The 19,334-nt window shown below is 60.2% G+C and carries 16 protein-coding genes and 4 tRNA genes; 13 read left to right on the top strand and 7 right to left on the bottom strand.

The genetic code is table 11. The features are described 5' to 3' along the window. Positions 1-268 precede the first annotated feature (268 nt). The 5 genes from lpdA to ampD form a co-directional block, all read right to left on the bottom strand. The gene (lpdA, locus tag ACEVBK_RS03450) at positions 269-1,696 is read right to left on the bottom strand and encodes a dihydrolipoyl dehydrogenase (RefSeq protein WP_375057203.1); all 1,428 of its coding nucleotides are present in this window, start codon (positions 1,694-1,696) and stop codon (positions 269-271) included. Between the two features lie 153 nt (positions 1,697-1,849). Continuing rightward, on the bottom strand, positions 1,850-3,745 hold the full coding sequence (aceF, locus tag ACEVBK_RS03445) for a pyruvate dehydrogenase complex dihydrolipoyllysine-residue acetyltransferase (RefSeq protein ID WP_375057202.1): 1,896 nt from the start codon (positions 3,743-3,745) through the stop codon (positions 1,850-1,852). Positions 3,746-3,755: 10 nt separating this feature from the next. Further along, positions 3,756-6,416: a pyruvate dehydrogenase (acetyl-transferring), homodimeric type gene (gene aceE, locus ACEVBK_RS03440; protein WP_375057201.1), complete on the bottom strand. Its 2,661-nt coding sequence runs from the start codon at positions 6,414-6,416 to the stop codon at positions 3,756-3,758. Between the two features lie 61 nt (positions 6,417-6,477). Next, positions 6,478-7,239, bottom strand: coding sequence for a pyruvate dehydrogenase complex transcriptional repressor PdhR (gene pdhR / locus ACEVBK_RS03435; protein ID WP_375057200.1), 762 nt, complete (start codon positions 7,237-7,239; stop codon positions 6,478-6,480). A 389-nt stretch (positions 7,240-7,628) separates the two neighbouring features. Continuing rightward, entirely contained in the window at positions 7,629-8,183 is a 555-nt protein-coding gene (gene ampD / locus ACEVBK_RS03430; RefSeq protein WP_375057199.1) for a 1,6-anhydro-N-acetylmuramyl-L-alanine amidase AmpD, read from the bottom strand. Positions 8,184-8,266: 83 nt separating this feature from the next. Here ampD and ACEVBK_RS03425 point away from each other — a divergent pair, with 83 nt between their 5' ends. The 7 genes from ACEVBK_RS03425 to coaE all read left to right on the top strand — a co-directional run bounded on the left by ACEVBK_RS03425 (position 8,267) and on the right by coaE (position 14,987). Next, entirely contained in the window at positions 8,267-8,779 is a 513-nt protein-coding gene (locus tag ACEVBK_RS03425) for a TIGR02281 family clan AA aspartic protease (RefSeq protein ID WP_375057198.1), read from the top strand. Between the two features lie 56 nt (positions 8,780-8,835). Next, the gene (gene nadC, locus ACEVBK_RS03420; protein WP_375058506.1) at positions 8,836-9,678 is read left to right on the top strand and encodes a carboxylating nicotinate-nucleotide diphosphorylase; all 843 of its coding nucleotides are present in this window, start codon (positions 8,836-8,838) and stop codon (positions 9,676-9,678) included. A 323-nt stretch (positions 9,679-10,001) separates the two neighbouring features. Continuing rightward, complete coding sequence (locus ACEVBK_RS03415) at positions 10,002-10,487, top strand: prepilin-type N-terminal cleavage/methylation domain-containing protein (RefSeq protein ID WP_375057197.1); 486 nt, start codon at positions 10,002-10,004, stop codon at positions 10,485-10,487. A gap of 3 nt (positions 10,488-10,490) precedes the next feature. Continuing rightward, positions 10,491-12,206, top strand: a complete 1,716-nt coding sequence (pilB, locus tag ACEVBK_RS03410; RefSeq protein WP_375057196.1) for a type IV-A pilus assembly ATPase PilB — start codon at positions 10,491-10,493, stop codon at positions 12,204-12,206. Between the two features lie 65 nt (positions 12,207-12,271). Then, positions 12,272-13,498 carry a type II secretion system F family protein gene (locus ACEVBK_RS03405; RefSeq protein ID WP_375057195.1) on the top strand — a complete coding sequence of 409 codons (1,227 nt, stop codon included), beginning with the start codon at positions 12,272-12,274 and terminating at the stop codon, positions 13,496-13,498. A gap of 32 nt (positions 13,499-13,530) precedes the next feature. Beyond that, a complete protein-coding gene (locus ACEVBK_RS03400; protein WP_375057194.1) occupies positions 13,531-14,385 on the top strand; it encodes a prepilin peptidase in 855 nt (284 codons plus the stop codon). Then, positions 14,382-14,987: a dephospho-CoA kinase gene (gene coaE / locus ACEVBK_RS03395; protein ID WP_375057193.1), complete on the top strand. Its 606-nt coding sequence runs from the start codon at positions 14,382-14,384 to the stop codon at positions 14,985-14,987. Before ACEVBK_RS03400 ends, coaE begins: the two co-directional genes overlap by 4 nt. A gap of 7 nt (positions 14,988-14,994) precedes the next feature. Here the strand turns inward: coaE and trmB are convergent, their stop codons facing one another. Beyond that, the gene (gene trmB / locus ACEVBK_RS03390; RefSeq protein ID WP_375057192.1) at positions 14,995-15,711 is read right to left on the bottom strand and encodes a tRNA (guanosine(46)-N7)-methyltransferase TrmB; all 717 of its coding nucleotides are present in this window, start codon (positions 15,709-15,711) and stop codon (positions 14,995-14,997) included. A 153-nt stretch (positions 15,712-15,864) separates the two neighbouring features. Then, positions 15,865-17,043, bottom strand: a complete 1,179-nt coding sequence (locus tag ACEVBK_RS03385; RefSeq protein WP_375057191.1) for a PLP-dependent aminotransferase family protein — start codon at positions 17,041-17,043, stop codon at positions 15,865-15,867. A gap of 272 nt (positions 17,044-17,315) precedes the next feature. On the opposite strand from ACEVBK_RS03385, the gene mutY reads away from it, so the two are divergent. The 6 genes from mutY (at position 17,316) to ACEVBK_RS03355 (ending at position 19,216) form a co-directional block, all read left to right on the top strand. Then, positions 17,316-18,380, top strand: coding sequence for an A/G-specific adenine glycosylase (gene mutY, locus ACEVBK_RS03380; RefSeq protein WP_375058505.1), 1,065 nt, complete (start codon positions 17,316-17,318; stop codon positions 18,378-18,380). Next, the gene (locus ACEVBK_RS03375) at positions 18,380-18,655 is read left to right on the top strand and encodes an oxidative damage protection protein (protein WP_375057190.1); all 276 of its coding nucleotides are present in this window, start codon (positions 18,380-18,382) and stop codon (positions 18,653-18,655) included. The genes mutY and ACEVBK_RS03375 overlap by 1 nt, the downstream gene beginning before the upstream one ends. Before the next feature lie 94 nt (positions 18,656-18,749). Then, positions 18,750-18,825 (top strand) — tRNA-Phe (locus ACEVBK_RS03370). Positions 18,826-18,855: 30 nt separating this feature from the next. Continuing rightward, positions 18,856-18,931, top strand: a tRNA-Phe gene (locus tag ACEVBK_RS03365). 111 nt (positions 18,932-19,042) lie between these two features. Further along, positions 19,043-19,118, top strand: a tRNA-Phe gene (locus tag ACEVBK_RS03360). A gap of 22 nt (positions 19,119-19,140) precedes the next feature. Next, positions 19,141-19,216 (top strand) — tRNA-Thr (locus tag ACEVBK_RS03355). Positions 19,217-19,334 lie beyond the last annotated feature (118 nt).

Here is a 19,334-nt window from a genome sequence, read left to right as displayed (position 1 = left end):
TCGTTATTGTTGTTGTGACTGCTAACCATATCGGCTAATTGACAAGGATATAAAGTTTTTCGTCGGAAAAAGTGATCCTTGGCACACATGGGACTGGGGACTGGGGACTGGGGACTGGGGACTGGGGACTGGGGACTGGGGACTGGGGACTGGGGACTGGGGACTGGGGACTGGGGACTGGGGACTGGCAGAGTAAGATCCCTAATCCCCAAATAAAAACGCCCGGCCAAAAAGCCGGGCGCTGACAGTACCGATACAAAGAAAAAGCTTATTTCTTCTTCTTCGCCTTGGGGTTCGGCAGGTCGGTGATGGAGCCTTCGAACATCTCGGCGGCCATGCCCACGGACTCGTGCAGAGTCGGGTGAGCGTGGATGGTCAGGGCGATGTCTTCGGCGTCGGCACCCATTTCAATGGCCAGACAGATCTCGCCCAGCAGTTCGCCGGCGTTGGTGCCCACGGTAGCGCCACCCAGGACACGGTGCGTGTCCTTGTCGAAGATCATCTTGGTCATGCCGTAGGACGAATCGGAGGCGATGGCACGGCCGGAGGCGGCCCAGGGGAAGTTGGCTACTTCATAGTTCAGGCCTTTTTCCTTGGCTTCCTTCTCGGTCACACCCACCCAGGCCACTTCCGGCTCGGTGTAGGCGATGGACGGGATCACTTTCGGATCGAAGTAGTGCTTCATGCCGGCGATGACTTCGGCAGCTACATGGCCTTCGTGCACGCCCTTGTGTGCCAGCATCGGCTGACCCACGATATCGCCGATGGCATAGATGTGCGGCACATTGGTACGCAGCTGCTTGTCGACATTGATAAAGCCGCGCTCGTCCACGTTGACACCGGCTTTCTCGGCATCGAGGGACTTGCCGTTGGGGGTACGGCCGATGGCCACCAGCACGGCGTCGTAGGTCAGGGTCTTGCTCTCGCCCTTCTTGTCTTCCATGGTCACGTGGATGCCGTCGTCCTTGGCTTCCACCTTGGTGACCTTGGTTTCCAGCATCAGGCTGAATTTGTCTTTCACCTGCTTGGTAAAGATCTTGATCAGATCCTTGTCGGCAGCCGGGATCAGCTGATCGAACATTTCGACCACGTCGATCTTGGAGCCCAGGGCATGGTAAACGGTGCCCATTTCCAGGCCAATGATGCCACCGCCCATGACCAGCAGCTTCTCGGGCACTTCTTTCAGCTCCAGCGCGTCGGTAGAGTCCCAGATGCGCGGATCTTCGTGGGGGATGAAGGGCAGCTTGATCGGACGGGAGCCGGCCGCGATGATGGCGTTGTCGAAGGTAACGGTGGTGTTGCCGCCCTCGCCTTCCACCACCAGGGTGTTGGCGCCGGTGAACTTGGCAAAACCGTTCACGACCTTGACTTTACGCATCTTGGCCATGCCGCCCAGGCCCTGGGTCAGTTGACCGATCACTTTCTCTTTATGACCACGGATCTTGTCCAGATCGATTTGGGGCTCGCCAAAGGTCACGCCGTGGCTGGCCATCATCTTGGACTCTTCGATGACCTTGGCGATGTGCAGCAGTGCCTTGGAAGGAATACAGCCGACGTTCAGACAAACGCCGCCCAGAGTGGAATAACGCTCGACTAGTACAGTTTCCAAACCCAGATCGGCGGCACGGAAAGCGGCGGAATAACCCGCAGGGCCCGCGCCCAGTACCACAACCTGAGCTTTGACTTCTTGACTCATGGTGACCTCTATTATGATTTTTAGCCCCGTTTAAGCAATGGCCACTGGACGGACTAGACTCATTGCGACCACTACTGAATTAAACGGGCCAAAGTTTACTGTTCTGCCTGTAAAAAGAAAGTAAAAAGGCAGGCGAATGCCTGCCTTGTCACATTAAAGGGCCAAACGACGAAGGTCGCTCAGCACACCACTCAGCATGGTGATAAAGCGAGCGCCGTCGGCGCCGTCGATCACCCGGTGGTCGTAGGACAACGCCAGCGGCTGCATCAGCCTGGGCACGAATTCCTTGCCGTTCCACACCGGCTTGAAGTCGGACTTGGACACCCCCAGGATGGCCACTTCGGGCGCGTTCACGATGGGAGTGAACTGGGTACCGCCGATCCCCCCCAGCGAGGAGATGGTGAAGCAGCCGCCCTGCATGTCGGCCGCGGTCAGCTTGCCGGCCCGGGCCTTCTTGGAGATTTCTCCCAGTTCCAGCGCCAGCTCGCGAATGCCTTTCTTGTTGACATCACGCACCACCGGCACTACCAGGCCGTTGGGGGTATCCACCGCCACGCCGATGTGCACGTACTTCTTCATCACCAGGCTCTGGCCGTCTTCCGACAGGGAAGAGCAGAACTTGGGGAAGGCTTCCAGCGCCTTGGCGGCGGCCTTCATGATGAAGATAAGCGGGGAGATCTTGTAACCCAGCTTCTGCTTGTCGGCGATGGCGTTCTCTTCCTTGCGGAAGGCTTCCAGGTCGGTGATGTCCGCCTCGTCGAACTGGGTGACGTGGGGAATCTTGACCCAGTTGCGGTGCAGGTTGGGGCCGGAGATCTTCTGGATGCGGGTCAGCGCTACTTCCTCGATTTCACCGAACTTGGCGAAATCGACCTTGGGCCAGGCCAGCACTTCCAGGCCGTTGCCGGCGACGGCCACGCCCGCGGGCTGGCTTTCCACCCGCTTGATGATGGCCTTGACGTAGTTCTGTACGTCTTCTTTCAGGATCCGCTGTTTCGGGCCTGTTGCCGACACCTTGGACAAGTCTACCCCGAACTCGCGGGCCAGACGGCGCACTACGGGAGTGGCGTGCACATAGGCGTTGTTCTCGACGAAGTCACCCTTGGCGGCCGGAGCCGCAGGCACGGCGGCTTTCGGTGCGGAGGCGGCCGGGACGGCTTCTGCCTTGGCCGCAGCGGGCGCGGCCGCCGGGACGGCGCCCTCGGCCTCGAACACCATCACCAGAGAGCCGGTAGACACCTTATCCCCGGCGGCGACCTTGATTTCCTTGACCACGCCGGCGAAGGGCGCAGGCACTTCCATCGAGGCCTTGTCGCCTTCCACGGTGAGGATGGACTGGTCGGCGGCCACCTTGTCGCCCACCGCCACCATCACCTCGGTGACTTCCACTTCGTCACCGCCGATATCGGGCACCTGCACATCCTTGGCGACGGAGCCGGTCGCGGCCGGGGCGGCGGCTTCCTGCTGGGCAGCCGGCGCGGCGGTGGCCGGGCTGGCGCCACCGGCCACTTCGAACACCATGATAAGACTGCCGGTGCTGACCTTATCGCCCATGGCGATCTTGATCTCGGCCACCTTGCCGGCGAAGGGCGCGGGGACTTCCATGGAAGCCTTGTCGCCTTCCACGGTCAGCAGGGTCTGCTCTTCGCTCACGGTGTCGCCCACGGCCACGGCGATTTCGGTGACCTCCACTTCGTCACCACCGATATCCGGCACCTGTACTTCCTTCAGGGCCACGCCGGTAGACACGGGAGCCGCTTCGGACGCAGCCTTCGCGGCCGGCGCTTCGGCAGCAGCCGGGGCGGCGGCGTCGCCGCCCTCGGACGCGAACACCATGATCAGGGAGCCGGTGGCGACCTTGTCGCCCACCGCTACCCTGATTTCCTTCACCACGCCGGCGGCGGGGGCAGGAACTTCCATCGACGCCTTGTCACCTTCCACGCTCAGCAGCGACTGCTCTTCACTGACCTTGTCGCCCACGGCAACCAGGATTTCGGTGACTTCAACCTCATCCGCGCCGATATCCGGCACCAGAATATCTTTAGACATGTGTTACCCCTTATGCGTACAGCGGGTTGATCTTGTCGGCGTCGATGCCGTATTTGGTGATGGCATCGGCCACTACCTGCTTGTCGAGCTCGCCCAGCTTAGCCAGTTCGTTGAGGGCAGCCACCACCACGTAGTGCTTGTTCACCTCGAAGTGACGACGCAGGTTGTCGCGGCTGTCGGAACGGCCGAAACCGTCGGTGCCCAGCACCTTGTAGCCGGCGGACGGCATAAAGGCCCGCACCTGTTCGGCGTAATTTTTCATGTAGTCGGTGGCGGCGATGGCCGGCGCCTTGCCCATCACCTGGGCGATGTAGGGCACCCGCGGCTCGGCGGTCGGATGCAGCATGTTCCAGCGCTCGGCGTCCTGACCGTCGCGGGTCAGCTCGTTGAACGAAGGCACGCTGTACACGTCGGAGCCGATACCGTATTCCTCGGCCAGGATCCGGGCCGCCTCGCGCACGCCCACCAGTATGGTACCAGAGCCCATCAGCTGGACCTTGCCCTTGCTGCCTGCCACGGTTTCGAGCTTGTAGATACCCTTGCGAATACCTTCCTCGGCGCCCTCGGGCATGGCCGGCTGGTGGTAGTTCTCGTTCAGGGTAGTCAGGTAGTAATACACGTTTTCCGGGTTATCGCCGTACATGCGGCGCAGGCCGTCCTGTACGATCACCGCCACTTCATAGGCGTAGGTCGGATCGTAGGTGATGCAGTTGGGGATGGTGCCCGCCAGGATATGGCTGTGACCGTCTTCATGCTGCAGGCCTTCACCGTTGAGGGTGGTACGCCCGGAGGTCGCACCCAGCAGGAAGCCGCGCGCCTGCTGATCGCCGGCCGCCCAGCACAGATCGCCGACCCGCTGGAACCCGAACATCGAGTAGTAGATGTAGAAGGGGATCATCGGGCAGTCGTTGGTGCTGTAGGAGGTGGCTGCCGCCAGCCAGGAGGACATGGCACCCAGCTCGTTGATGCCTTCCTGCAACACCTGGCCTTTCTTGTCTTCCTTGTAGTAGGCCACCTGCTCACGGTCCTGCGGTACATACTGCTGGCCGTGCGGGTTGTAGATGCCGATCTGGCGGAACAGACCTTCCATACCGAAGGTACGGGCTTCGTCGGCCAGGATGGGCACGATACGCTCACCGATGGACTTGTCCTTCAACATGATGTTGAGCGAACGCACGAACGCCATGGTGGTGGAGATTTCCCGTTTCTGCTCTTCCAGCAACGGCTGGAACTCGCTCAGGGCGGGGATCTCCAGCTTGACGGTGGTTTGCGGCAGGCGGGTGGGCACATAGCCTTTCAGCGCCTGGCGACGGGTGTGCAGGTACTCATGCTCGCGGCTGCCTTCCTCGATCCTGATGTAGGGCAGGTTGGGCAGCTCTTCGTCGGTGACTTCGATATTGAAGCGGTCGCGGAAGTGCTTGAGCGAAGACATATCCATCTTCTTGACCTGGTGGGCGATGTTCTTGCCCTCGGCGGCGTTGCCCATGCCGTAACCCTTGATGGTCTTGGCCAGGATGACGGTCGGCTTGCCCTTGGTGTCGGCGGCGTTCTTGTAGGCGGCGAACATCTTGGCCGGATCGTGACCACCCCGGTTGAGGGCGAAGATCTCTTCGTCGGTCATGTCCTTCACCAGCTCCAGGGTCTCCGGATACTTGCCGAAGAAGTGCTCGCGCACATAGGCACCGTCCTTGGACTTGAAGTTCTGGTAGTCGCCGTCCAGGGTTTCGTTCATCAGCTGGACCAGCTTGCCGGACTTGTCCTTGGCGATCAGTTCGTCCCAGCGACGGCCCCAGATCACCTTGACCACGTTCCAGCCGGCGCCGGTAAAGATGCCGTCCAGCTCGTTGACGATCTTGCCGTTGCCGACCACGGGGCCGTCCAGCCGCTGCAGGTTACAGTTGACGATGAAGCACAGGTTGTCCAGCTTCTCGCGCGCGGCGATGGTGATGGCACCCTTGGATTCAGGCTCGTCCATCTCACCGTCGCCCAGGTAGGCGTAAACGCGCTGCTCGGAGCAGTCCTTCAGGCCACGGTCGGTCAGGTACTTGAGGAATCGCGCCTGATAGATGGCGTTGATCGGACCCAGGCCCATGGACACGGTGGGGAACTGCCAGAAGTCCGGCATCAGCTTGGGATGCGGATAAGACGGAATGCCCTTGCCGTCCACTTCCTGGCGGAACATGTCGAGCTGGGCTTCGGTCAGGCGGCCTTCGGCGAAGGCGCGGGCGTAGATGCCGGGGGAGATGTGGCCCTGGAAGAACACCAGATCGCCGCCGTCCTTCTCGTTACGGGCACGGAAGAAATGGTTGAACGCTACTTCGTACATGGTGGCGCTGGACGAGAAGGAAGACATGTGGCCGCCCAGATCCAGATCTTTCTTGGAGCCGCGCAGCACTATCATGACCGAGTTCCAGCGGATGATGGCGCGGATCCGCCGTTCCAGATCCCAGTTACCCGGATATTCAGGTTCTTCGTCGGTCTTGATGCTGTTGACGTAATCTGAGTGGGCATTTCTGGCCACGGCCACACCGGATTTGATGGCCTTGGTGGTGAGGCGCTCGTAAATATACTGCGCGCGCTCAGGTCCTTCTTGACGGATCAAAGACTCGAGGGCGTCGAGCCACTCTTGAGTCTCTATTGAATCCACATCGTTTTTCAGGATATCAGACATGGCTGTTTCCTATCTCGTTTGGGGCACCTGCCCATGGGTTTCGTCGTTGCCGAAGGCGTTATTATTCCTGCTGACGGGTACGGCGCAAGGAACGCTGAATGCGGCTTTCCTCACGCTGGATGTCGAGCAGGGTTTCTTCAATAAAGGCCAGGTGCTCGTGACAAGCATCCCTTGCCTGTTCCGGCTCGCGAGCAAGGATGGTCTGGATCAGATTGGCGCGATGTACGCGGATCTTTTCCACCATGCCGGCGCGCCGGTTGAGAATCTTGATGTTGCGCAGGATGCTGGACTCCAGCATCGGCTGGATGGCCCGTAGCAAATGCAGCAACACCACATTGTGCGCCGCCGCCGCCACCGCCAGGTAGAACTCGGCGGCGGCCTTGGCTTCGGCCGGTAAGTCCCCTTTTTCCTGCGCCTTCACGATGGCCTGCTGGGCCTCGCGGATGGTGTCGAAGTCCGCCTCGGTGCCACGCAGGGCCGCATAGTAGGCGGAGATGCCTTCCATGGTGTGACGGAACTCCAGCAGGTCGTATTGCGACTCCGGATGCTCTGCCAGCAATTGGAACAGGGGATCGGCCAGGCCCTTGCTCAGGGCGTTCTGCACATAGGTGCCGCCGCCCTGGCGCCGGGATACCAGGCCGCGCGCTTCCAACTGCTGTATGGCCTCCCGCACCGAGGGGCGAGACACCGCAAACTGTTCGGCCAGCTCCCGCTCCGGCGGTAATCGCTGGCCGGGTTGCAGGCTGCCCTCCACTATCATCTGCTCCAGTTTGGCGGCGATGGTGTCGGCGAGTTTTGGCTGTTTGATGCGCTGATATGACATGCGGTCCGGCTTAAAATTGGTAAGACCAATTAACACTGTTAAAAAAAGGTATCAGAGCGGAGAGGAAATGTCCAACTGTTTGATCGGGATTGCATACAAAAAAGTCTAAAACCACCATGAAAAAGCCATTGGTCGTTAAAGCTAGCCCAGATACCGGGAAATACAAATAATAAAAATTGGTAAGACCAAAGGAGAGAGTACACCGGGCATGGAAAGTTCCAGATGAAGAAAGATATTGCGGCGCGTTATTCCAGACTGGCCCCGCCCGTCATGCCGAAGGCGGGAATCCATGGCCTGGACCGCCGTACACAACAGGCAATACCAGCCCCCTCGCCAAACAAGAGGGTCTGTCTGGCGATAGCCTGTGAGGAGGAAGCGGTTCGAACGGTTCAGCCTGCGCTCAGCATCGCCCTGAACCTTGCCCAGTCGAACCCCGGACCCGGATCCGTCTTGCGTCCCGGGGCAATATCACTGTGGCCGGTGATGCGCTCCGGGGTTATGGCCGGATAAGCCTGCATCAACAACCGGCTCACCTCGGCCAGCACCCGGTACTGCTCATCGGTGTAACCGCCGCTGTCGGTTCCTTCAAGCTCGATACCCACGGAGAAGTCATTGCACTGGTCGCGCCCCGCAAAGCAGGAAAGCCCCGCGTGCCAGGCCCTGAGCTCGAAAGGCACGTACTGCACCAGTTCGCCGTCACGACGGATCAGGCAATGGGCCGACACCCGCAGCCGGTAAATAGCGGCAAAATAAGGATCCCCGGCGGGATCCAAACGTCCCATAAAGAGGTCATCTATATAAGGGCCGCCAAACCGCCCCGGCGGCAGGCTGATGCAATGCACCACCAGCAACGAAATTTCATTGCCAGGCCGTTCATCCCAGTGTGGAGACACACAGTGGCGGGCCGGGTGTAACCAGCCCGGTGCCGTTAACATAAAAGGCATATCAACCCCAAACCAATCATTACCGGGGGTATACTAACAGTTTAACGCCCCGGTGCGGCAAGCAGGTGTGCGAGGAGTGAACAATGGCGAACGACGACGACACCCCGCGAAAAACCGGACGCGTCATGTGGCTGCTGGTGTGGGTTCTGGCACTGGCGTTGTTGACCTGGTTTTTCCAGCAGAAGCTGGAGCGGGACTACAACCCCAACCAACAGCTGCAACTGCTCGACCCCCGCACCATAGTGCTGGAGCAAAACCGCCAGGGCCATTACCTGGTAACCGGCGCCATCAACGGTGAACCCGTGGTGTTTTTGCTGGACACCGGCGCGACCCAGGTGGCCGTGCCTCGCCCGGTCGCCGAACAGCTGGCCTTGCCGGTGGGGCGGACACTGCTGCTGAACACCGCCGCCGGCCAGGTAACCGGCTACCGTACCTACATTAAAACGTTGTCGCTGGGGCCCCTCACCCTGTACGATCTGGATGCCATTATCATGCCCAGCCACAACAGCGAGGTGTTGCTCGGCATGAATGCCCTGCGCCAGTTCGAGCTGACCCAGCGGGGCTCGCAATTAACCATAAAATACCTGGCGCCCTGAACGGGGCGCTACAGAACCACTACGTGAACCAAGGTAAGGCTCAGATGCAAAACACCATGCTGGCTCAAGAAATCCGTTTCAACGTTACCGCCGCCTTAACCGAAGATCTGGGCGGCACCCTGGATCCCAGGCAGGACATTACCGCCCAACTGCTGCCGGCAGACCAGCAGGTAACGGCCCATCTGATCACCCGGGAAGACGGCATTTTCTGCGGCCGCGCCTTTGCCACCGAGACCTTTCTGCAACTGGGTAACGAAGTGAAACTGCACTGGCAGGTAAAGGACGGCGAGGCGGTCAGGGCCAACCAGCGCCTGCTGACCCTGACCGGCCCGGCCCGGGCCCTGATGACCGGCGAGCGCACCGCCCTGAATTTTATCCAGACCCTGTCGGGCGTGGCCACCGCCACCCGCCGCTATGTGGACCAGTTGGCCGGCACCTCATGCCGCCTGCTCGATACCCGCAAGACGGTGCCCGGCCTGCGCCACGCCCTGAAATACGCGGTCACCTGCGGCGGCGGCCATAATCACCGCATGGGCCTCTATGACGCCTATCTTATCAAGGAAAACCATATCTTTGCCTGCGGCGGCATTGACAAGGCCATTGCCGAAGCCCGTCGCTTGCAGCCGGAAAAGCCGGTGGAAGTGGAGGTGGAATCCCTGGCCGAGCTGGGCCTGGCCCTGGCGGCCGGCGCCGACACCATTATGCTGGACAACTTCAGCGTGGCCGACATGCGCACCGCCGTGGCCACCACCGCCGGCCGCGCCAAGCTGGAAGTCTCCGGCAATGTCACCCTGGAGACCATTGCCGGTTACGCCGCCACCGGCGTGGACTATGTCTCGGTAGGGGCGCTGACCAAGCATATCCGCGCCATGGACCTTTCCATGCGGGTGGAAGGCTGAGACGGGAAGCGGTAAGCCAAAAGTTCCCCATGCCGTTGGTTTGAACACCCCCTCCCTGGCCGCATCTCCCGCCATTCCCGAAGGCGTTCGATGCATGGATTGAAGGCCGGAAAGCACGGTCAAAATACCGCTTCCTTCCCTTGGTGCCCCCTTCTCTCGCGGAGCCCGGGAAGGGGGCGGGAATAAACTCCAAACGAAACCATTTCCCCGATATCCCCCCTAATTGCCCCCGCCAGGGATGCAAAACCCCGCCACCTTGGCTATAGATCTTTAAGTGATCCGGCCCTCTCACCAAGATGGACTTTCAAATCAAGGATGATGATATGGAAACCCCGACCCCTGACCGCCAGGGCGGTTTTACCCTGATCGAACTGATGATTGTAGTGGCGATAGTGGCAATACTGGCGGCGGTGGCCTTGCCCGCCTATCAGACCTATACCAAAAGAGCCAAGTTTAGTGAGGTGATAGCGGCGGTAGGGCCGGCTAAAACTGCTATTGAAGTCTGTGTACAAGGCTCCGGTTCCCCTATAGATAACACCCTTATGACAACCTGTGCAACCGCAGGTAAAGGTGCTGTAACCGGGTCATACAATGAGAAAGTTGTAGCCAGTGTCACAGCTGAGCCAGCTGAAAATTCGAACGATGATATAATAATAATCACCGCCGCTGGACACTCAGAGCTATTTGGAAAAGACGGAGAAGGTGAAAATGCTACAAATATTACCTTTGAGTTAAAGGGTAATGTCCAAACAAACCGGCAAGTACTCTGGACAACAGCAGGCTCCTGTCTCGAAAAAGGCCTCTGCTAACCCATGACCCTACCCATTAATAGCATTAGAAGCGGTCTGGCCAGAAGCCTGGCCGCTTCCTCCCTTTTATTGCCCGACGAGCTGGATCAGGCCCAGAGCCAGGCCCGGCAGGAAGGCAAGCCGCTCAGCACCGTGCTGGTGGAGCAGCACCTGCTGCCCAGTTGCACCCTGGCGCGGTTCTGTGAGCAGGAGTACGGCCTGCCGCTGGTCGACCTGAATGACTTTGAGCCGGACCAGGTACCGCCGCAGTATCTCAGCATGGACCTGATTGAGCGCCACCATGTGCTCCCCATCTATATGCAGGGCAAGGTGCTGTACCTGGCCATGTCCGATCCCACCAATGTGGCGGCGCTGGAAGACTTCAGCTTCCGCTTCAACCTGGTGACCGATGCCCTGCTGGTGGAGGAGGACAAGCTGCAGCAAATGCTGACCCGGCTGCAACAGGGCGGCAGCGGCGGCGTGCTCGACCTGGAACACATAGAGGATACGGATATTTCCGGGCTGGAGCTGGACGATGACCCGGCCGAGCACGATGCGGATCTGGGCAATACCGACGATGACGCCCCCATAGTGCGCTATATCAACAAAATCCTGCTGGATGCGGTGCGCAAGGAAGCCTCCGACCTGCACTTTGAACCCTATGAGCGCTTCTATCGCATCCGTTTCCGGGTAGACGGCCTGCTGCACGAGATTGCCTCGCCACCGGTTAACCTGGCCACCCGTTTTGCCGCCCGGCTAAAGGTCATGGCCAGGCTGGATATTGCCGAGCGCCGGCTGCCGCAGGACGGCCGCATCAAGCTCAAGCTGAACCGCAACAAAGCGGTGGACATGCGGGTCAACAGCCTGCCCACCCAGTGGGGAGAGAAAGTCGTTATTCGTATCCTGGACAGCTCCGGCGCCAGGCTCGACATCGACCAGCTCGGCTACGACGAGCACCAGAAGCAACTGTATCTGGCCGCCCTGCGCAAGCCCCAGGGCATGATACTGGTGACCGGCCCCACCGGCTCGGGCAAGACGGTATCCCTTTATACCGGCCTGAGCATCCTCAATACCGTGACCGCCAATATCTCCACCGCCGAAGATCCGATAGAAATCAACCTGCCCGGCATCAACCAGGTACAGATCAACCCCAAGGCCGGGCTGACCTTCGCCCATGCCCTGCGGGCCTTTTTACGCCAGGATCCGGACATCATCATGGTGGGGGAAATTCGCGATCTGGAAACCGCCGAAATCGCGGTAAAGGCCGCCCAGACCGGCCACCTGGTGCTTTCAACCCTGCACACCAACTCCGCCACCGAAACCCTGACCCGGCTCGGCAACATGGGGCTGCCGGCCTATAACATCGCCTCTTCCGTTTCCTTGATCATGGCCCAGCGACTGGCGCGCAAGCTGTGCCCGCACTGCAAGACCCGGGAGCAGGTGCCGGAGGATCAGTTGCTGGCGCTGGGTTTTGACCCGGCCCAACTGGCCAAAGGCGTTGAACTGTACAAGGCCGCCGGCTGCAACCGCTGTACCGGCGGATACAAGGGGCGCATCGGTATCTACGAAGTTCTGCCGATGAACGAAAGGCTGGCCAGCCTGATCATGGAAGGCGCCAACTCCCTGACCCTCGCCAGGGCGGCGGAAAAAGACGGCATGGTCAGCCTGCGCCGGGCGGCGCTGGAAAAAGCCAGGGCAGGCATTATCAGCCTGGCCGAAGTCAACCGCATCAGCGGCTGATACCGGGCTGCAGGGCGCTTGCGTCGCCTGCCTCTTCGGGCCTTATCCGTCACTAAGGACGCGCTATGCCAACGACCAAAAGCTACAAGGTACATCCCTATAAGTGGGAAGGCGTGAACCGTCGTGGGCAGAAGGTGTCCGGCTTTATCCAGGCGATTAACGCACAGGCGGTCAAACGGGAACTGCAACGCCAGGGGGTTAACGCCACCCGTGTGCGACGTAAAAACCAGAGCCTGCTCGCCCGCTGCAAAGATACCATCACGCCGATGGACATCGCCGTGATCACCCGCCAGATAGCCACCATGCTGGGGGCCGGCGTTCCCCTGGTGCAAACCCTGCAAATCATTTCCCGTTCCTACCAGAAAAGCAGCATTCGCGAACTCACCGGCCTGATAGCCTCGGATGTGGAAGGCGGCACCCCGCTCTCGGACGCCCTGAAAAAGTTCCCCCGCCAGTTCGATGGCCTCTATTGCGACCTGGTGCGCTCGGGCGAACAGACCGGGGCGCTGGAGCATATATTTGACCAAGTGGCCATTTATCGGGAAAAAGCCGAAGCGCTCAAGTCCAAGATCAAAAAAACCATGTTCTACCCGACCATGGTGATACTGGTGGCCATTGCCGTGACCTCCATCTTGCTGCTGTTCGTCATACCGCAGTTCGAGGACATTTTTGCCGGTTTTGGCGCCGCCCTGCCCGCCTTTACCCAGATGGTGATCAACCTGTCGCGCTGGATGCAGGCTTCCTGGCTGTATATTCTGGCCGGGGTGGTGGCAACGGCATTCCTCTACGTGCGCGCCTGGCGCCTGTCCCAGAAGGTGAGAGATGCCACCGACCGCGCGACCCTGCGTATCCCGGTGGTAGGCACCATACTGCACAAGGCCGCCCTGGCCCGCTTTGCCCGCACCCTGGCCACCACCTTCTCCGCCGGCATTCCGCTGGTGGAGGGGCTGCTCTCCTCGGCCGGCGCCGCCGGCAACGTGGTATATCGCAAGGCCATCATGCAGATGCGCAGCGAGGTCATTGCCGGCATGCAGATGAACCTGGCCATGCGCGCCACCCGGCTGTTCCCCGATATGGTGGTGCAAATGGTGATGATAGGTGAGGAGTCCGGCGCCATCGACGACATGATGAACAAGGTGGCCATCATCTACGAGCGGGAAGTAGACGACGCGGTAGACGGCCTCACCAGCCTGATAGAGCCCATCATCATGGTGGTGCTGGGTATTCTGGTTGGCGGCCTGGTCATTGCCATGTATCTTCCCATCTTCAATTTGGGTAGTGTTATCCGCTGAAGCCGGAAGCTTCCATCCCGATAGGAACAACAATGGCGCTATTGCTCGACAATCCCGTTTTACTGTATTCCCTGATCATGCTGCTGGGCCTGCTGGTGGGCAGCTTTCTCAACGTGGTCATCCACCGCCTGCCGCTGATGCTTCAGCGCGACTGGCAGCGGGAATGCGCCGAACTGAACGGCCGGCCCCAGCCCGAAGAGACGTCGTTTAACCTGTGCACCCCCCGTTCCCGCTGCCCCCATTGCCATCATCAACTGGGCGTACTCGACAATATTCCGCTGCTCAGCTGGCTCTGGCTGAAAGGCCGCTGCCGCTACTGCAGCACCCCCATCGCCAGACGCTACCCGCTGGTGGAACTGGCGGCGGCAGCCCTGGCCGGGCTGGCCCTGTGGCGCTTCGGTGCCAGCCCGCAACTGCTGGCGGCACTGCTGTTCAGCTGGGCCTTGCTGTGCATGGCGCTGATCGACATGGAACACCTGCTGCTGCCCGACAACCTCACCCTGCCGCTGCTGTGGCTGGGCCTGTTGCTCAATATCAACGCCCTCTTCGTCCCCCTCAGCAGCGCCGTGCTGGGCGCCGCCTTCGGCTACGGCATGTTATGGAGCCTGTATTGGCTGTTCAAACTGGCCACCGGCAAGGAGGGCATGGGTTACGGCGACTTCAAGCTGCTGGCGGCCATCGGCGCCTGGTTTGGCTGGCAAAGCCTGCTGCCGGTACTGCTGCTGGCATCCTTTACCGGCGCCGCCCTGGGGTTGGGGCTGATGGCCCTGCGTCGCCTGGGCGAAGACCGGGTACTGCCCTTCGGTCCGGCCCTGGCCCTGGGCGGTTGGTTATATTTGATATGGGGCCAGCAAGCGGTTGGCATGTACTGGAGGTGGGCACTGTGAGTTATGTGGTAGGACTGACCGGCGGCATCGGCAGCGGCAAAAGCACCGTGGCCGCGCTTTTTGCCGAACTGGGCGTGGAGGTGATAGACGCGGATATCATCGCCCGCGAGGTGGTGGCACCGGGCGAGCCGGCACTGGCGGCCATAGCGGAGCATTTTGGCCCGGACGTGATCAATGCAGACGGCAACCTCGACCGCCGCGCCCTGCGCGAGCGGGTATTCACCCGGCCGGAGCAGAAAGACTGGCTGAATGCCCTGCTGCACCCCCGGATCCGGCAACGCATGGTCGCCGCCTGCGCCGCCGCCCGCTCGCCCTATTGCCTGCTGGTGGTGCCGCTGCTGGTGGAAAACGGGCTAACTCCCCTGGCCAACCGGGTACTGGTGGTGGACGTATCCCCCGAGCAGCAGCTGGCCCGCACCGTAAAGCGCGACCATAGCAGCGAGCAGCAAATTCGCGCCATTATGGCCGCCCAGGCCAGCCGGGAACAACGCCTGGCCGCCGCCGACGACGTGGTGGACAACAGCGGTGCCGAGCTGGCCGGTGTAAAAGCGGCCGTGGCCGCCCTGCACCAGAAATACCTGGCCCTGTCCGCGGGAGCCTAGTCTCCGCTCAGGCGGTGCGACTAAAAATCAAATCCCATACCCCGTGGCCCAGGCGATGCCCCCGCTGTTCAAACTTGGTCAGCGGACGGTAGTCGGGCCGCGGCATGTAGTCGCCTGTGGGGGCCGCGTTGGCATAACCGGGCGCGGCCTTCATTACTTCCAGCATATGTTCCGCGTAGTTTTCCCAGTCGGTGGCCATATGGAATTCACCACCGATTTTGAGCTTGCTGCGCACCATTTCCACGAACGCGGGCTGCACGATGCGGCGCTTGTGATGGCGCTTCTTATGCCAGGGATCGGGGAAAAACAGCTGAACCCGGTCCAGGCTCTGCTCGGGCAGCATCTGCTCGAACACCTCGACCGCATCGTGGCACATCACCCGCAGGTTGCCGAGACCCGCCTCGGCGGCGGCCATCAGGCAGGCACCCACACCGGGTGTATGCACTTCAATGCCGATAAAGTCCTGCTCCGGAGCGGCCTTGGCCATTTCCACCAGCGAAGCGCCCATGCCGAAGCCGATTTCCAGCACCCGGGGAGCACTGCGACCGAAGGATGCGTCCAGATCGAGCAGCCGGGCCTGGTATTCTATCCCCATGACCGGCCATTGTTCGGCCAGGGCTTTTTCCTGGCCCTTGGTCAGGCGTCCTTCACGGCGCACAAAGCTGCGGATTTTGCGTTTGCGCAATTCGTCCTCGGTTTGGGCGGACGGGTGTTGATCTGTCATTTGTTTTCTCCGGCAGGCTTGGGAAGGCGAATTATCCAAAGTTAGCCCAAAGGTGCAAGGGGGAACCGTTGTCTTGAGCGATAACTGACAAGCCAAAAACAAAGCCGCCGGTTTAACCGGCGGCCGATACGGGAAAGGATTAACGCTGGCGGCTTACAGCACCCGCTGGATGACCCGGCCCAGGCGGCTGATGCCTTCCTCGATGGTGGCGGCATCGGCACCGGAGTAACTGAAGCGGGCGGTATTGAGGATGTCGGGACGGACATAGAAGGGACGGCCCGGCACGAAGGCCACGTTCTCCTTGATGGCCAGGTTGAACAGGTCCATGGCGCTGATATGCTGCGGCAGGTTCAGCCACAGGAACATGCCGCCTTCGGGGCGGGTGAAATCGATGCCCGGGCAATGGCGCAGCAGCGACTGCTCCATGGCCTTCTTTTGCTGGCCGTACACGGTGCGGATACGGTCGATATGGGCATCCAGGCTGTTGTCCTGCAGGTAGCTGTACAGCACCTGCTGCACGAAACCGTTGGTGTGCAAATCGGAAGCCTGCTTGGCGATGGTGACTTTCTGGCGCAGCCAGTCCGGTACCACCATCCAGCCCAGGCGGAAGGAGGGCACCACCACCTTGGAGAAAGAGCCCAGCAGCACCACGTTTTCCGGTGCCAGTTTGGCGATGGGGGGCAGGTGCTCGCCTTCAAAACGCAGTTCGCCGTAGGGGTTGTCTTCCACCATCAGTACATTGTGCCTGATCAGCCGTTCGGCCACCGCCTTGCGGTTTTCCAGGCTGTAGCTCAGGCCCGACGGATTCTGGAAGTTGGTCACGCCGTACATCAGCCGGGCGTGGTTCGGCTCGGCCAGCAAGGCGTCCAGCTCGGCCAAATCCGGGCCATCGTCGTTGAGGGGGACGCCGCGAAAGTTGGGCTGATACACCGACAGCGCCTGAATGGCCCCCAGGTAACCCGGTTCTTCGATAATCAGATCCGAGCCTTCGTCCACCAGTACCTTGCCGATCAAATCCAGCGCCTGCTGGGAGCCGTTGGTGATCAGGATGTTTTCCGGCGACACCCGCATGCCATGCTGCTTGAGGTAACGTTCGGCAATATAGTCACGCAGCGGGCCGAAACCTTCGGTCGCGGCATATTGCAGCGCACCGTTACCCTTGTTCTGCAGCACCTTGGCCGTGGCCACTTCCAGCTCTTCACTGGGGAAGAACTCGGGGTTGGGCAGACCGCCGGCGAAGGAAATCACCTCCGGATTAACGGCGACTTTCAGGATTTCACGGATAAAGGAAGGCTCTACCTTGGCAAAGCGCTGGGCAAAAAAGGGCTGCATAGAGGTCTCTCTGGTAACTGGCTTGGCGGGCGCCAACAAAACCCTTCTTTTGTATCAGAAAACATTCGAATAACAAACAATGAACAGTAAAAGATTGTTGGTGATGACTATCAACACCATGGCTGTTGGACCGGCGCCACCTTGCGTGATTCCCGAAGGCGGAAGTGCCTGACTGACTCCGTAGGCAACAGGCGTCCCCCCGCGCACATTCACGTCCCCGGATTTGCACTGTCCGGGCGGCTGTGTTGTGATCTCCCCATTCTCTTTCAACCCTGAACACCGTGAACATAGCTTCTTTTGCCGAACGCGTGCTGAGCTGGTACCAGCAATATGGCCGCAAGACCCTGCCCTGGCAGCAGGACAAGACCCCCTATCGGGTATGGGTATCGGAGATCATGCTGCAGCAAACCCAGGTGGCCACCGTTATCCCCTATTACCAGCGTTTTATGGCCCGCTTTCCCGATGTCGTCACCCTGGCCGATGCCGGGCAGGACGAGGTGCTGCATCACTGGACCGGGCTGGGCTACTACGCCCGGGCCCGCAACCTGCACAAGGCGGCCCAGGTGATCCGCGACCATTACCAGGGCCGTTTTCCCGAACGCTTCGAGGAAGTGATCGGCCTGCCCGGCATAGGCCGCTCCACCGCCGGTGCCGTGTTGTCGTTGTCGCTCGGCCAGCACCACGGCATCCTCGATGGCAACGTCAAGCGGGTGCTGGCTCGCTGGCTGGCCCAGCAGGGCTGGCCCGGCAAGAAAGAGGTGGAAAACGCCCTCTGGCAGCGGGTGGAGCAACTTACGCCCCGTACCGGGGTGGAACAATATAACCAGGCGATGATGGATATCGGCGCCACCATCTGCACCCGCTCCCGCCCCCGGTGCGAACTGTGCCCGGTGCGGGATGACTGCCGGGCCAGGCGGCTGGATACCCCCACCGCCTTCCCGCATTCAAAACCGAAGAAAACCGTACAGCCGGAAAAGCAGGCCAGCTTTTTATTGCTCAGGCACCAGGAGCAGATTTTACTGGTACAGCGCCCGCCCCAAGGATTGTGGGGCGGACTTTACTGCTTTCCCGAGTTCGGTAACGAGCAGGAACTCAAGTCCTGGCTCAAACGCTACCCGGGTGCTTCGGAGCCACAAGCCCTGCCCGGCTTTCGCCATACCTTCAGCCATTTTCACCTGGATATTCAGCCCTGGCTGGTGGAATTGCCCCAGCTACCCGCCGAGGTCATGGCGGGGGATGAGCGTCTTTGGTATAACTTGCAGCAACCGGCATCGGTAGGCCTGGCTGCCGCCACCAAGAAACTACTAGCCTACCCGCAACTGCAAGAGAGGAACTGATGAGCCGCACTATTTTTTGCCAGCGTTTACAGAAAGAAGCCGAAGGCCTGGATTTTCAACTTTATCCGGGCGAGCTCGGCAAGCGCATCTATGACAATATTTCCAAGGAAGCCTGGGCCGACTGGCAAAAAAAGCAGACCATGCTGATCAACGAAAAGAAGTTGAACATGATGAACGCCGAACATCGCCAGTTGCTCGAGCAGGAGATGATCGCCTACCTGTTTGAAGGCGCCGACGTCCAGATCGAGGGCTACACCCCCCCTTCCGCAGAGTAAATCGCCGCTTTGCTCAAGGCTTGAGCGAACGCGCTTGAGCCTTCCAAAAAGCGATTGACTTGCCTTGGCCAATCTTATTTAATGACGCCCCGTTGCCCAGATAGCTCAGTCGGTAGAGCAGGGGATTGAAAATCCCCGTGTCGGTGGTTCGATTCCGCCTCTGGGCACCATTTTTCGGTGCTCTTGTAAAAGACCCAAATGCCCAGATAGCTCAGTCGGTAGAGCAGGGGATTGAAAATCCCCGTGTCGGTGGTTCGATTCCGCCTCTGGGCACCATTTTGAGGGGCTGTTGTAGCGTGCTACATTCGCCCGTGTCGGTACCTAGCCGGCCGCGGTTGATTCCGCCTCTGGGCACCACTTTTCGGTGCTCTTGTAGAAGACCAAAATGCCCAGATAGCTCAGTCGGTAGAGCAGGGGATTGAAAATCCCCGTGTCGGTGGTTCGATTCCGCCTCTGGGCACCATATATTCAATACCATCAAATTGGCCGGCATAGCTCAGTTGGTAGAGCAACTGACTTGTAATCAGTAGGTCGAGGGTTCGACTCCTTCTGCCGGCACCATCCAAACCAGCCTGTACGCTGGTTTTTTTGTGCCTGTCACCTCCCCTTCATCGGCTTAATGGCGGCCTTTATGCCTGGCCCCCGGCACAAAAAATTGCCAGACTGTACCGAAATAATA

Origin of the sequence: Zobellella sp. DQSA1 (genome assembly GCF_041950555.1) — a bacterium.
Taxonomy (GTDB): Bacteria; Pseudomonadota; Gammaproteobacteria; order Enterobacterales; family Aeromonadaceae; genus Oceanimonas.
The sequence above is the reverse complement of the archived record's forward strand: the minus strand, read 5'-3'. Positions and strand labels throughout refer to the sequence as shown.

Coding starts and splice junctions, on each gene's coding strand:
- nadC (WP_375058506.1), top strand. CDS start 8,836: ATGCTGGCTCAAGAAATCCGTTTCAACGTTACCGCCGCCTTAACCGAA.
- ACEVBK_RS03400 (WP_375057194.1), top strand. CDS start 13,531: ATGGCGCTATTGCTCGACAATCCCGTTTTACTGTATTCCCTGATCATG.
- ACEVBK_RS03405 (WP_375057195.1), top strand. CDS start 12,272: ATGCCAACGACCAAAAGCTACAAGGTACATCCCTATAAGTGGGAAGGC.
- pdhR (WP_375057200.1), bottom strand. CDS start 7,239: ATGTCATATCAGCGCATCAAACAGCCAAAACTCGCCGACACCATCGCC.
- ampD (WP_375057199.1), bottom strand. CDS start 8,183: ATGCCTTTTATGTTAACGGCACCGGGCTGGTTACACCCGGCCCGCCAC.
- trmB (WP_375057192.1), bottom strand. CDS start 15,711: ATGACAGATCAACACCCGTCCGCCCAAACCGAGGACGAATTGCGCAAA.
- aceF (WP_375057202.1), bottom strand. CDS start 3,745: ATGTCTAAAGATATTCTGGTGCCGGATATCGGCGCGGATGAGGTTGAA.
- aceE (WP_375057201.1), bottom strand. CDS start 6,416: ATGTCTGATATCCTGAAAAACGATGTGGATTCAATAGAGACTCAAGAG.
- pilB (WP_375057196.1), top strand. CDS start 10,491: ATGACCCTACCCATTAATAGCATTAGAAGCGGTCTGGCCAGAAGCCTG.
- ACEVBK_RS03375 (WP_375057190.1), top strand. CDS start 18,380: ATGAGCCGCACTATTTTTTGCCAGCGTTTACAGAAAGAAGCCGAAGGC.
- ACEVBK_RS03385 (WP_375057191.1), bottom strand. CDS start 17,043: ATGCAGCCCTTTTTTGCCCAGCGCTTTGCCAAGGTAGAGCCTTCCTTT.
- ACEVBK_RS03425 (WP_375057198.1), top strand. CDS start 8,267: ATGGCGAACGACGACGACACCCCGCGAAAAACCGGACGCGTCATGTGG.
- lpdA (WP_375057203.1), bottom strand. CDS start 1,696: ATGAGTCAAGAAGTCAAAGCTCAGGTTGTGGTACTGGGCGCGGGCCCT.
- ACEVBK_RS03415 (WP_375057197.1), top strand. CDS start 10,002: ATGGAAACCCCGACCCCTGACCGCCAGGGCGGTTTTACCCTGATCGAA.